This window comes from Microcoleus sp. FACHB-1515, assembly GCF_014696105.1.
Taxonomy (GTDB): Bacteria; Cyanobacteriota; Cyanobacteriia; order Elainellales; family Elainellaceae; genus JAAUTJ01.
Window position 1 is genome coordinate 38,214 of sequence record NZ_JACJPO010000052.1, and the last position, 13,134, is coordinate 51,347.

The window sequence follows — 13,134 nt, forward strand, 5'->3', positions numbered from 1 at the left end:
AATGTTGGCAAAAGGCAGGTTCGCTCCAGGCTGTCTCGATCGCTCACCCTTAATTTTTTCCTCCGTATTTGGGAACAATAGTTCTGTCACTCTTTATACGGAGAAATTTAGGCGTGGTCAGACGATATCGTGGCACTCGCAAGAACGATCGCATCCAAGCCGGACGCAAAAATGACCTGCTCCTCGGACTGCAAGGCAACGATTTTTTGAGCGGCAACGCAGGTGACGACATTCTCGACGGTGGCTCAGGTGACGATCGACTCTTGGGCGATCGCGGCAACGACACGCTGATTTCTGCCTCCGGTCGCGACACGCTGACAGGCGGCGAAGGCAGCGATCGCTTCGTCATCCGCCCCTCTCGCAATCACACTGCAACCATCACCGACTTTGAGATTGGCCGTGACTGGATCGACGGCTTACAGTTTCGCAATCTCAGAATTGCTCAGGGCAAAGGCCAACAAAAGCGGGACACCGTGATCCGCGATCGCCGCACGGGTGCAATCATCCTCGTCCTCAAAAACACCAACGCCCGCCGCATCACCGAAACCGCCTTTCGCCCAATCGCTCCCACACCTGCCCCTGCCCCCACGCCCGCTCCCGCCCCGACCCCTGCACCCGCCCCTACACCTGCACCTACTCCCACCCCAACACCTACCGACACAGCCCCGACGCTGAGTGCGATCGCTCTTCAAACCATTAACGAAGATGCCACCACAGGCGACATTGCTTTTATGATTGGCGATCGCGAAACGAGCGTCGATCGCTTGATCGTCACAGCGACTTCTTCCAATCCGGCACTGATCCCCGACAGCGGCTTCACTTTGACTGGAACGGGTGTAAATCGGACGATCGCGATCGCCCCGATCGTCAACCAGTCCGGCAGAGCCACCATTACCCTCAGCGTCAGTGACGGCACAGCCACAACGAGTCAAACCTTCGGCCTGATCGTCAACGCGGTAAACGATGTTCCGGTCAATACGGTTCCAACCGCCCAAACCACGCTGACCAATACCGCGCTGAACTTTTCTGCCGCAAACGGGAACGGTATCTCGATCGCAGACATCGACGCTGGCACAAACCCGATTCGCGTCACGCTGACGGCAACTAACGGGACGCTGACTTTGGCAAATACGATTGATCTCAGCTTCGAGTCCGGCGATGGCACAGCTGATTCCAGCTTCACGGTGATTGGAACGATCGATGCAATCAACACGGCGCTAAACGGCTTACAGTTCGATCCGACCGTCAACAGCGGTACGGCAACGGTGCAGATTGCGACAGACGATCGCAGCGGCACTGATTCCACCAGCGATACGGATTCGATCGAAATCACAGTCAACCCGCCACCACAAACGGAAATTCGCGGTCGCGTGTGGAACGATCGCAACGCCAACGGCACACAGGAGAGCGAAGAAAGTGGACTTGCCGGAAGAACCGTTTTCCTCGACACCAACCAAAACGGCCTGCTCGATGCAGGTGAAACCTCAACCCTCACCGATGCCAGCGGCAACTATTTGTTCGCAGATCTTGCGGCAGGAAGCTACACGATCGCGCAGGTGATCCCCACGAACTGGGCACAAACTTCGCCCGGTTTCGCAGGCGGAAGCGCCAACACGCTCTTGCCGTATGAACCAATTTTTCGTTTCCCCATTAGCGATCACGTTTTTGATCCGATTCGCCGAATTGTCTACTACAGCACACCCAACGGCACGATCGAACGCTATCGCCTTGACACCGAAGAATGGCTACCTTCGCTTCAAGTAGGCGTATCGCTATTCGGCCTTGACATCACGCCCGATGGCAACACGCTGTATGTCGCAGAAGGTCAGCGCAGCGCCGCTCAAGGCATGATTCGCAAAGTCGATCTGCAAACGGGCGCAGTGACCAACCTCACCTACGACCTCACCTCTGGCGAAGGAGGCGCGTTTGATATTGCCATCGCCGCGAACGGACGCGCCATTTTTACCACACAGTTTGGTGGATCAGGCTCGGTTCCGCTGCGCCAAATTGATTTGAATACGGATGTGATTTCGGTTCGCACCGATTTGAGAGGCAACAGTGGCAATCAAGTCAGGCAAAACACCTGGATTCAGCGCAGTGGCGATCGCACCTCGCTCTTTTTTACGGAATCCAACAGTTCTGCTGGCCCCATCTTCAACTACAGCGCCACGAGTGATGCATTTTTGCTCAACAGCACAACCTCCGGTTTTCTGAGCGATGCCTCTTCTGCTGTGAATCGCAACGGAACGCTGATTGCCCTGGAACAATCAGGAATTGATATTCTCAATTTCTCAGACTTCATGCTTGTTCACGCGCTAACAGGCATCGATGGCGGCATTGCGTTTGATCCCAATCAAGATATTTTGTATGGCGTGAATGCAACCACCAATCAGGTGATTGCCTACAGCACCGACGATTGGAGCGAACTGTATCGCCTTGCGATCGGTGAAGATGTTTTTCCTTCCAGCCGAAATACGGGTGGCGTGTTGTCCCTGAGCGCTGACAGCAAATTCTTGGCAATTTCAACGCGATTGGGTCTGCGAATCTTGGGACTACCCGGATTCAATACTCCGAACACCGCCACGTTTGATTTGAGCGCAGGCCAATCGCAACAGGTAGATTTTGGCAATCGCCAAGCCGGACAAACCAACCGCATCCAAGGCGCAATTTGGAATGATGTCAATGCTAACGGCGTTCAAGATGCAGGTGAAACGGGATTAGCAGGCCGAACGGTTTTTCTCGATCGCAACGCCAACAACCGACTTGATAGCGGCGAAACCTCAACCACCACTGACACCAGCGGCAACTACACGTTTGCCAATCTGCCCATCGGAAACTATACGGTCGCCCAAGTCGTTCCCTCCGGATGGAGTCCAACGGCTCCGGGCGGCACTGCGGGCAGTCCCAGCGTGTTGATTCCTGTAATCAACCGTCGCGATCTCGTGTTTGATTCAACGCGCAATACGCTCTACATCACCACCAGTGACGGCAAAATTGAGCGGTATCATGCAGGATTTCAATCGCTGCTGACTCCCTGGAGGATCGGAATCTCACTCAATGGCGCAGACATCACTTCTAACAACCGTTTTCTCTATGTGGCGGAAAATCGCACGGCTCCCGGTCAAGGGATTGTCCGCAAAGTTGATGTCACGACGGGCAGCGTCTCAAACTTAACCTACAGCCTAACTTCGTCTGAAGGAGGCGCGTGGGATGTGGCGATCGGTTCGGGCGGAAGGGCTTTGGTGACGGGTCGCTTCAATGGTTCGGGTAGCGTTATGCTGCGAGAAATTGACCTGAACACCGACATCATTTCGCGGCGAGCCAATTCTGTGCGACAAGATACGCATATTCATCGCAGCCGCGATCGCAGTACGCTATTTTTCACCGGATCAAACAGTTCGGGTGGCCCCATTGCTCGCTTTGATGCCAACAGCAATCAGTTCGCGAAAGCAGCCGACTCAATGTTGTTATTGAACAACACTTTGTCTGCCGTCAATTCCGATGGCTCGCTGATTGGAATGCAGTTGAATGGCGGTGTCGCCGTGTTCGATCGCGACTTCAAAGCCGTTGAACATTTGACAGGTGTGGATGCTGGCCTTGCCTTTCACCCCACTGACGATCTTCTCTTTGCCGTCAATTCCACAACCGACCAAATCATCGCCTACGACACCAACACCTGGAAAGAACGCTACCGCATGGCGATCGGAGAAGATATTTCTTTTTCTTCGGCGTTTGGCACGGGCGTGATGACCGTTAGCAACAACGGCGATCGCCTATTTCTCTCAACTGGTGCGGGAGTGCGAATGTTTAGCTTGAGGAATCAAGACCTGCCACAAGGCAGCGGCATCCGTACCCACACTTTTAACTTGGGCTTCGATCAGACCGTTAGCAGCATCAACTTTGGTCAAGTTCAGATGATGAGGTAGAGCGAGGCGGCGATCGCCCCACTCAAAAACCCGCTGTAGTGCCATTCGATCGATCGACTACAGCGGTTTTTCAGCTTTAAGCGTAACCTTAGCAGGTGCAGCCCGAATGACCGCAATCGCCGTGTCCGTTGGGATGACCTTCGGCGCAAGCTTCGCTGCAATAGTGCTTGTTGTCTTTTTCGATCGCATCCGAGAGCGAAACGATGCAAAGGCATGATTCGCAGGCGCATTTCATTTGGGTGACGGTTGCCATGAGGATTCCTCCATGAGTTGGTAGCTAAATCATAACATATGAACAGATATTCAGATATTGAACAGCAAAACTTGATGAAAGCGATCGCCACATTTTAACCGCGATCGTGCCGCTAGACTTCTTCCGAGAGCGAATAAACCTGCCCGTCAATCAGCAGGCGCGTAATTCCCTTGGCCTGAAGGTAGCTGCTCACCTTGGCAATCACTTGACTATCCGGCACTTTGACGACGCGCTGCATCCGACGCGAAAAGCGGCGAGCCACGCGATGATTGTCAAAAATCGGCAGCGTTTTCGCCTGCACTTCTTCAGTGGGAATCTGGCCGAGTTCAGCAAAATCGCGTAAGGGGCGCGTAATCAGTTCTGAGGCGCGATCGACCACCAGGTAGCAAGTTTTGGGCATCGCTGCTTCAGAGAGCGGCAACACCTGAATGAAAGATTTCGACTGCACCTGCACGGCTGCCAGCCCGTCCTCATCGTCATCCAGGTCGTCCTCGTCATCCAGGTCGTCTAGGTCATCATCGAGGTCGTCATCCAGGTCGTCCTCATCCTCAAAATCCGCAGGTGCAGCAGCCAAACCGCGATCGGGCAAACTGCGATTGGGAATCGGATCGAGAATGCGCTTCGGCTTCGGCTCCGTTTGCACAGTCGCCACTTCTTCAGCGATTTCTTCAACCGCGAAGCGATCGAGATTGGACGCTTCGACTGCCGCACTTGCTGCTTCTGGCACACTCGATACTTCTGGTGCGCTCGATCGACGGCGACGCAGCGGCTTGTCCGCAGGTGACGGTTCGGTGAGGGATGGCTCAGTAAATGACGGTTCAGCGATCGACGGCTGGATTTCCGGTTCAGCAGCGATCGATTCTGGGGGGGCAACAGAAGCGGGCGGGTCGATTGTAGGCTGAGGGGTCGTCACGGCAGGCGCAGGGGTGCGTCCGGCGATCCGCTTGCGCTGAATCAGCGCTTCATATTCGTCTTCAGACAATCCTTGCTTGAGGATGCGGCTGATCGTGGTGTTGCTAACGCCATAGCGAGCCGCCAGCGTCGAGGACGTTTCATCGCTGGTGCGATAGAGATCGAGAACCGCTTGCTTATCTGAATCCGAAAGTTTTTGGGGAGCCATGCAGCCTTTGTCAGCAAACAACAGGAAATCAACTCAACCGCCCAAGCGATCGCAACCAGCCTAACACCGAGACGATCGCAACTGGCAAGACTTGACAGGCGCGATCGAGATACAGTGTTGCAATTTCCATTGTGGCAGGTGATTACCCGAAGCTGGCAGAGCCGTCCCAAAATTGTCAGGCGCGGCGGCGACTGCTGCGGCGCGATTTGGTGGAAAGGTCGTATTCCAACGCGGCTCCGATCGCAAACAGCACGGCGCTAAAAATCCAAAACACTTCGGGCAAAGCGCCCGTTTGATAATTGGGAATGTAGCGAATTGCCCAGCCAAACCAAACATCCGCAATGTAAAAGCAAAACGCCGCCGCCGCAATGAAGCGCCAAGAGAGCGAAAACCGCCCGCCCCAAAAGGCCAGCAGCAAAGTTGTCGCCATAATCACCAGCAAAATATCACCGACGACATACAGCAGCGCAAAAATATCGGCCAGCGGTGCAAGCTGCGCTTCAACGGCCAGCGCCCAAGCCGGAACCGCCACTTCCGCCGCAGATTCCGCTTCAACGGCAACTTCTGCAACTGCTTCTTCGGGAGCGGCATAGAGAAAATACACCAGTGCCGAACCCAAAAAGCCAATACCAGCGATCGTGCCCCACTGAGCGATCGACAAATTCAAGCGGCGCGAGAGAACCGCCAAAAACATACCCGCCCCGACAAACAGATACATCAAGATGTAGAAAAAATCGCCGGGAGAAACGTCGGGTTCTTTCTTCAAGACAATTTCCCAATAGCCCAAAAACAAGTTGCCGATGAAGAAAGAAAACATTCCCAAGCCCAACGCCAGCCAGACCGATCGCCCACTGACAATTTGAGGACTGCGCCAGTTGCGTAAACACAAAATTCCCGCTCCCAAAAATGCGCCGCTCTCCAATACGTAGGTCGTGATGCTGTACCAGTAGGGGCGGCCTTCTCCAGACGGTGAGACGCTAAACAGCAGGAAAAACAGCAGTGAGACGACTGCCCAAGCGATCGCGCCCAGCACAATCGCCGCAGTGGGAATATTGAATTCGGTTGAACGCTTTTTCACGGGGACTGCACCTCAAACAAGAAAAACAGTGAAGGGGCACGAAAAGCGATGAGTGGAGTTAGCGTTGCACGATCGACTCACCTAAAATCGCTTGTGCAATCATTCTTAAACCACTTTCCACAGCTTGCCTGCGGGCGATCGCTTCATCCAGGCGAGAAACTGGTTGCGATCGGCAGCGGGTAAATCTTGCAGTGCTTCTAACACACGGCTGGCAAAGCTGGGATTGCCAAAATGCTCACGACCGAGCCGATACAGTTCTTGCAGCAGCACGTTCAGGTGATGCTCTTGCCAAGGCGGAATTTGTGGCGTGACAAGCGGATCTGCCGTCAGCAAATGCTGCACTGCGGCAGGCGAATCTGCCTTGGGAAAGCGTCCCTGCGCGAACACAGCAGCGATCTCTTTTTGGAACATGCTGAGCTGCCGTGCACCGAGCAAATCCTCAATGTCAAAATACACCGCCTGCAACAGCAAGAGACTGGCCTGAATAAACAGCATCGGCGCAGTAGAAGCTTCGCTGCTGACGGGATGATCGCCTTCTTGAGCAAGCTGGTCAAGCCGCACTTTGCCCCAAACGCTGTAGCGATCGGGTTCTTCGAGCAAGACGCAAGCTTTGCCCCGATTATCAGTCAAGTCGCGCCACAGCGCTTTGGCGTCTTCTTCTTGCGCTGCGCTGAAAACGTTCAACAAGCGAAAGGTTTGCCCCTGATAGTGCAAAACCGGAACCTGCTGGTCTTTCTTGGGATGCTGAATCGTGGTGATTTCAACATCTTGCCGCTTCAAAATGAACATGGCGATGCCTCCATTCCCATCGTGCGATTCTTCAGCCAAGCCATCGCACAGCGCTTGATGCTGACATCGCAACCGTCGAGAAAGTAAAATTGAATCCAGGTGGGCATTTGCCTTGGCAACAAGAGGCTGGTTTTTAGTGTAATCGCTAGCGGGCGCTCGCTGGCGTCAAGCCGCCCGGTGAAATCAACATCATAGCGGTTGTGTTGGTACGATAGATGAGGGCAAACGCGATCGCTGCTGATTATTTTTCCCAGCCAAGGTGAAAAATTACGAAAGCTCAGCGCTTTTTTTACCGTCTTTGCTCCAGTAGCTCAGTGGATAGAGCACCCGCCTTCTAAGCGGTCGGTCGTAGGTTCGATCCCTACCTGGAGCGTTTCTGGAATCACATTGGCTCGATCGCCAAAAATTTCTATAGTGTAAAAAGTGTAAAAGTCAACACCTCCTCAGCAGGCGGAGCGAACAACAGCAGATGAAGCGTCGATGGTAGAAATCCTAGCCGCACTTTCGATCGCTGCTGCGGTCGGCATGAGAATTGCGTTGCCGCTGCTGATTATTGGCTTGCTGTATGGCAATGATCTGTGGGCAGATGTGCCGATTCTATCTCACATTCCGCCGCCGATCTTGCTGGGCGTCCTGGTCAGTTGGTCGCTGGTCGAACTTTTTGTCTCCAAAGGACGGTTGGGACAGCGAATGTTGCAGATGGTGCAGCTTTGCTTTAGTCCGTTTGTCGGCGCGATCGCAGGCATCACGGTAGCGCGATCGGCAGACATTTCAGGCGGCTTGATTTGGCTTCTTGGTTTGGTGTGTGGCCTGCTCGCTTTTGTGCTGCAACTGGTGCAGGTCGGCTGGTTTTTCCGGCTGCGCGGCCTGCCCCTGTGGATGATTTTTCTGCAAGATTTTTTGTGCGTTTCGCTCGTCCTGTTTGCCTTTGATGCACCAGAGCAGGGCGGGCTGATCGCGCTGCTGCTGCTGTGGCTGGCGATCCGCAGCACAACAGAGTGGCAGCGCTGGTATCAGGAAGGACAGCGCAGGCGATCGAGAGATTAGGAGTTAGACAGGTTGAATTTTCGATCGCAAGGGTTACAGCAATCCGACAAGGTGCAGCGGCCCATGTCCGCTAATCAATTCGATGATCAAGGCGATAAAGCCGAGCATCGCAACTCGCCCATTCCAAACTTCGGCAGTTGTGGTCATGCCCCATTCCCAACGCTCTTGCGGATACATCTTGGTGCGCGTTGGTGGGTGCATCACTTCGGACAGATGCAGGCTCGGTGAATTCAGTGCATCCACGACCATATCGGCCAAATCTTGAATAAAAATGGGGTGCGAGTTGAGGGCGGGGACGCGCTCAAAATGTTCAATTCCGGCTTCTTCGGCGACTTCGCGATATTCCATATCGATTTCTTGCAGCGTTTCGATATGCTCTGAAACAAAGCTAATCGGCACGACCAGCAGATTATCCACGCCTTCAGCGGCCAGTTCTTCGATCGCTTCTTCCGTATACGGCTTCAGCCATTCGACGGGACCCACTCGACTTTGATAAGCGAGCGTATGACGGTTGGGGCGATCGAGCGTTTTCATAATCAATTCGGTACACTGCTCAATTTCGCGCTGATACGGATCGCCCGCTTCCTCGACATAGCTGAGGGGAACGCCGTGAGCGCTAAAGAAGATATGTACGTCGTTGGGATTGGGGAAGCGATCGAGCTGCTGACGAATTAGATCGGCCATTGCCTGAAGATAGCCAGGGCGATCGAACCAGGACGGAATCACCGTATAGTCAATTTTGTGCAGGCTGGGGTCTTCTTCCCAAAGCTGTTCCAGCAGACGGAAGCTTGATCCGCTGGTGCTGATCGAAAAGTGGGGGTAGAGGGGGAGGATGACGAGTCGATCGATGCCGTCGCGCTTGATGCGGGCGATCGCTTCTTCGGTGAACGGATACCAGTAGCGCATTCCGATGTAAACGTTGGCGTCTTGGCCTTTGTCTTTCAGGGCAGACTGAAGCGCTTGGGCTTGCTCTTCGGTGATGCGGCGCAAAGGAGAACCACCGCCGATTTGCTTGTAGTTTTCCTGCGATTTTTTGCTACGGCTAGTGGAAATCATCCAGGCGAGCGGTTTTTGCAGCCAGGGGAATGGGATACGAATAATTTCAGGGTCAGAAAACAAGTTGAACAGAAATGGCCGGACATCTTCTAGTTGGTCTGGCCCACCTAAATTCAGCAGTAATACTCCAACACGACCCATAGTTCCCACCAGCTTGCTATTCCTTAATATTTGTAACTGATTTTAACAATAACGGCTTTGAGGCAACTGGTTTTTCCGGCCAAAAGTTCACAGTTTGCAACTGAACCAATTTCTTCCTAAATTTTACTTTAATCTTTTATCTACATTCATTCTCATTTGACAGCCAGTGTCATCTCGCGATAGATCGATGTCCGAGCAGCAGGCGATCGACGCCAAAATCACCCAGCTTAATCAGCGGCTCAAAATCGCTCAACTGGGCGTGCAGATCGAACGGCGCGGCCAAAAGCTGAGTTTGCGCGGCACGTTTCCGCCTCGTCCCGACAGTGAGCGGCTGCGATCGCACCAGCAACGCCTCAGCCTGAATTTGCCTGCCACGCCTGCGGGACTCAAGCAGGCCGAACAAGAAGCCAAAATCATCGCTGCCCAACTTTTGCAAAACACGTTTAGCTGGCGCAACTATCTAATTGTCAACGGCGATCGACTTCCTCAGATGGATCTGCCTGCCAAACTGCAAGCTTTTGAGCAGCATTATTTCGCTCAAAGCACGAGTCGGCCAGCCTCTGCCCGCACGACTTGGGAAACGGCGTATGCGCCCTATTTGCGGAAGCTGAGCGCGATCGCCCAATCCCGCTCTGCCCTCAGTCTGCCGGAAGCGATCTACGCTGCTGTTCAGTCCACTAAGCCAAATTCGCGCAGTCGGCAAATTTGCTGTACTGCCCTGAATGCGCTGTGTGAATTTCTTGCCATTGAACTGCCCACGAACCTGAAGCAGTATGCGGGAAACTACAGTCCCAATCGGACACAGGCGCGATCGCTGCCCACTGATGCCGAAATTATCCGGGCGATCGACCGAATTCCCAATCCGGCTTGGCGCTTTGTCTACGGCATCATGGCGGCTTATGGCCTCCGCAATCACGAAGTTTTTTTCTGTGACTACCGCAATCTTCAGCAGGGAAAAAATTCGATCGAAGTCCTAGACACCACCAAAACGGGCGGACATGAAGTTTGGCCGTTCTACCCGGAATGGATCGAGCAGTTTGATTTACGAAATGTTCTTCTTCCTGCCGTCAACACCGACCTGAACCACACCACGCTTCAGCGCGTCGGTCAGCAGGTGAGCGCTCAGTTTCGCCGCTATGACCTGCCGTTTGCGCCGTATAATTTGCGGCACGCATGGGCAGTCCGCACGATTCATTTTGGCCTGCCGGATGCCGTCGCCGCCCGGATGATGGGACATTCGATCGCCATCCACACGCAAACCTATCACCGCTGGCTGACTCGACGCGATCAGCAGCAGGCAGTGGAAGCAGTTTTGCAGCGGCGGGCAGCGATCGAGTGATGACGTGGGTTAATCAGTATCCCATTTATCGAGCTTTAGGGCTTTTTGTCTGGATTGCGCTTCAGCACCAAGACGCCCAAAGGCGGTAGGCACAGATCGATCGAGTAGGGACGATTGTGCAGCGACCATTCTTCTGCCCATTTGCCGCCCAAGTTGCCCATGTTGCTGCCGCCGTATTCGCGAGCATCGCTGTTAAACAGTTCAGTGTAGAAGCCGGATTCGGGAACGCCAATGCGATAGTGGGCGTGGGGCTGCGGCGTGAAGTTGCACACGACGATTACCTGATCTTCGGGGTCTTTGCCTTTGCGGATGAACGACACGACGCTGTGGCGATTGTCGCTACAGTCGATCCACTCAAAGCCGTCTTCGGTGAAATCTTGCGTGTAAAGCGCGGGTTCGCTGCGATAAAGCTGATTGAGCTTGCCCATAAAGTCTTTCAGCTTGCGATGTCCTTCAAATTGCAGCAGATGCCATTCGAGATCGCCCCAAACGTTCCACTCGCTCCACTGGCCGAATTCCATGCTCATGAACAAAGTTTTCTTACCCGGATGCGTGAACATGTAGGTGTAGAGGCAGCGCAAACTGGCGAGCTTTTGCCATTCATCTCCGGGCATTTTGCCGATCATTGGGCTTTTGCCATGCACCACTTCATCGTGCGAAAACGCCAGCATGAAGTTTTCCGTGAAGGCGTACATGATGCTGAAGGTGATGTTGTTTTGGTGGAACTGGCGGAACCAAGGATCCATGTGGAAGTAGTCGAGCATGTCGTGCATCCAGCCCATGTTCCACTTCAGGTTAAAGCCCAAGCCGCCCACATAAGTCGGCCAAGACACCATCGGCCAAGCGGTCGATTCCTCGGCGATCGACAGCGTGCCGGGAAAATAGCTAAACACGCAGTGATTCAACTGTCTGAGGAAATCCGCCGCCTCAATGTTTTCGCGTCCGCCGTACTGATTTGGCAGCCATTCGCCTTGCTTGCGGAAATAGTCGAGATACAGCATCGAGGCGACTGCATCCACGCGAATGCCGTCAATGTGGTACTTGTCGAACCAGAAGAGCGCGTTGGCAACGAGGAAATTGCGGACTTCATGACGCGCATAGTTGAAAACTAACGTGCCCCATTCCTTGTGCTCGCCTTTGCGCGGGTCAGCGTGTTCATACAGTGCAGTGCCATCAAAGTTCGCCAGTCCGTGTCCGTCCTTGGGAAAGTGACCGGGAACCCAATCGACAATCACGCCAATTCCCTCAGCGTGGCAGCGATCGACAAAATACATAAAGTCCTGCGGCGTGCCGTAGCGCGACGTGCAGGCATAGTAGCCCGTCACCTGATAGCCCCATGAGCCATCAAACGGATGCTCGGCGATCGGCAACAGCTCCACGTGCGTATAGCCTAACTCTTTGACGTAGGGGATCAAGCGATCGGCCAGTTCCCGATATGTCAAAAATCTTGCTCCGGGCTTGAGTTCCGCGACGATCACGGGCGGCACAATTTCACCGTTCACATCTCTTGCGGGATCGGCGGATGAGCCGTGCAGCCACGAGCCGATATGCACTTCATAAACCGAGATCGGCTGCTTCAGCGGGTCAGTTTGGCGACGGGCATCGAGCCACGCTTGGTCGTGCCATTCGTAGGCGCTTAGATCGGTGACGATCGAAGCCGTCTTTGGACGCACTTCCTGCTGATAGCCGTAGGGATCGGATTTTTCGTAGATGTGTCCGGCGGCGTTTTTAATTTCATATTTGTAATGCGTCCCCACACCGAGATCGGGAATAAACAATTCCCAAATGCCGCCGCTATTTTTACGCATTTGGTGTTCGCGGCCATCCCAGCGGTTGAAGTCGCCCAACACCGAAACGTTGCGGGCGTTTGGCGCCCAAACTGCGAAGTAGACGCCTTTGACGCCTTCGACTTCGGTGAGGTGTGCGCCAAGTTTTTCGTAGATGCGGTGGTGATTGCCTTCGGCGAACAGGTGAATGTCGAAATCAGTGATCAGCGGCGATCGAAACGCATACGGATCGTAGCTGACGCGGACGTGATCGCCTTCTTGAATGCGGAGCTGATAGTTTGCCAAATCTGCCCGATCGATCGTGCATTCAAAAAAGTGGGGATCATGCACGGGCTGCATCGAAAATTCCTGCCGTTCTTCGGGCAGCACAACCCAGGCGGCATCGGCGTTTGGCAGATAGGCTCGCACGACCCAAACCGATCGCCCGTCTTCGTGGATGTGGTGGGGGCCAAGCACCTCAAACGGATCTTGGTGCTGATTCCAAACAATCCGATCGATTTGCTCTGGGGCGATCGTCATGACCATGAAATTACCTGCCTCACTGAAAACGGGGAAAACGCAAACTAGCCATCGCGATCGAATAGATGCAGAGGCATTG

General features: G+C 54.0%; 9 protein-coding genes and 1 tRNA gene. 4 read left to right on the forward strand and 6 right to left on the reverse strand.

Annotation, left to right across the window (positions count from 1 at the left end; translation table 11 throughout):
- The first annotated feature begins 113 nt into the window (after positions 1 to 113).
- Positions 114 to 3,926 (forward strand): SdrD B-like domain-containing protein, encoded by a 3,813-nt coding sequence (locus H6F67_RS17325; protein ID WP_313926849.1) that lies wholly within the window; start codon positions 114 to 116, stop codon positions 3,924 to 3,926.
- 88 nt (positions 3,927 to 4,014) lie between these two features.
- Here the strand turns inward: H6F67_RS17325 and H6F67_RS17330 are convergent, their stop codons facing one another.
- The 4 genes from H6F67_RS17330 to H6F67_RS17345 all read right to left on the reverse strand — a co-directional run bounded on the left by H6F67_RS17330 (position 4,015) and on the right by H6F67_RS17345 (position 7,166).
- The gene (locus H6F67_RS17330) at positions 4,015 to 4,179 is read right to left on the reverse strand and encodes a metallothionein (protein WP_190767876.1); all 165 of its coding nucleotides are present in this window, start codon (positions 4,177 to 4,179) and stop codon (positions 4,015 to 4,017) included.
- A gap of 112 nt (positions 4,180 to 4,291) precedes the next feature.
- Positions 4,292 to 5,299, reverse strand: a complete 1,008-nt coding sequence (locus H6F67_RS17335; RefSeq protein WP_190767877.1) for a transposase — start codon at positions 5,297 to 5,299, stop codon at positions 4,292 to 4,294.
- Positions 5,300 to 5,474: 175 nt separating this feature from the next.
- Positions 5,475 to 6,377, reverse strand: a complete 903-nt coding sequence (locus H6F67_RS17340; RefSeq protein WP_190767878.1) for a hypothetical protein — start codon at positions 6,375 to 6,377, stop codon at positions 5,475 to 5,477.
- Between the two features lie 105 nt (positions 6,378 to 6,482).
- Complete coding sequence (locus H6F67_RS17345; protein ID WP_190767879.1) at positions 6,483 to 7,166, reverse strand: Npun_F0813 family protein; 684 nt, start codon at positions 7,164 to 7,166, stop codon at positions 6,483 to 6,485.
- A gap of 300 nt (positions 7,167 to 7,466) precedes the next feature.
- Here H6F67_RS17345 and H6F67_RS17350 point away from each other — a divergent pair.
- Positions 7,467 to 7,539 (forward strand) — tRNA-Arg (locus H6F67_RS17350).
- Positions 7,540 to 7,646: 107 nt separating this feature from the next.
- Complete coding sequence (locus H6F67_RS17355; RefSeq protein ID WP_190767880.1) at positions 7,647 to 8,213, forward strand: DUF4126 domain-containing protein; 567 nt, start codon at positions 7,647 to 7,649, stop codon at positions 8,211 to 8,213.
- Positions 8,214 to 8,246: 33 nt separating this feature from the next.
- Here H6F67_RS17355 and hemH read toward each other — a convergent pair whose 3' ends face one another.
- Entirely contained in the window at positions 8,247 to 9,410 is a 1,164-nt protein-coding gene (gene hemH / locus H6F67_RS17360; RefSeq protein WP_190767881.1) for a ferrochelatase, read from the reverse strand.
- A 187-nt stretch (positions 9,411 to 9,597) separates the two neighbouring features.
- On the opposite strand from hemH, the gene H6F67_RS17365 reads away from it, so the two are divergent.
- Entirely contained in the window at positions 9,598 to 10,749 is a 1,152-nt protein-coding gene (locus H6F67_RS17365; RefSeq protein ID WP_190767882.1) for a site-specific integrase, read from the forward strand.
- Positions 10,750 to 10,784: 35 nt separating this feature from the next.
- On the opposite strand, the gene glgB is transcribed toward H6F67_RS17365, so the two are convergent.
- Positions 10,785 to 13,061, reverse strand: a complete 2,277-nt coding sequence (gene glgB / locus H6F67_RS17370) for a 1,4-alpha-glucan branching protein GlgB (protein WP_190767883.1) — start codon at positions 13,059 to 13,061, stop codon at positions 10,785 to 10,787.
- Positions 13,062 to 13,134: the final 73 nt, after the last annotated feature.

What these genes read in the sequence shown, in the direction of transcription:
- H6F67_RS17330 (WP_190767876.1), bottom strand. Translation starts at nt 4,179, where the DNA reads ATGGCAACCGTCACCCAAATGAAATGCGCCTGCGAATCATGCCTTTGC.
- H6F67_RS17345 (WP_190767879.1), bottom strand. Translation starts at nt 7,166, where the DNA reads ATGTTCATTTTGAAGCGGCAAGATGTTGAAATCACCACGATTCAGCAT.
- glgB (WP_190767883.1), bottom strand. Translation starts at nt 13,061, where the DNA reads ATGGTCATGACGATCGCCCCAGAGCAAATCGATCGGATTGTTTGGAAT.
- H6F67_RS17355 (WP_190767880.1), top strand. Translation starts at nt 7,647, where the DNA reads ATGGTAGAAATCCTAGCCGCACTTTCGATCGCTGCTGCGGTCGGCATG.
- H6F67_RS17365 (WP_190767882.1), top strand. Translation starts at nt 9,598, where the DNA reads ATGTCCGAGCAGCAGGCGATCGACGCCAAAATCACCCAGCTTAATCAG.
- H6F67_RS17335 (WP_190767877.1), bottom strand. Translation starts at nt 5,299, where the DNA reads ATGGCTCCCCAAAAACTTTCGGATTCAGATAAGCAAGCGGTTCTCGAT.
- hemH (WP_190767881.1), bottom strand. Translation starts at nt 9,410, where the DNA reads ATGGGTCGTGTTGGAGTATTACTGCTGAATTTAGGTGGGCCAGACCAA.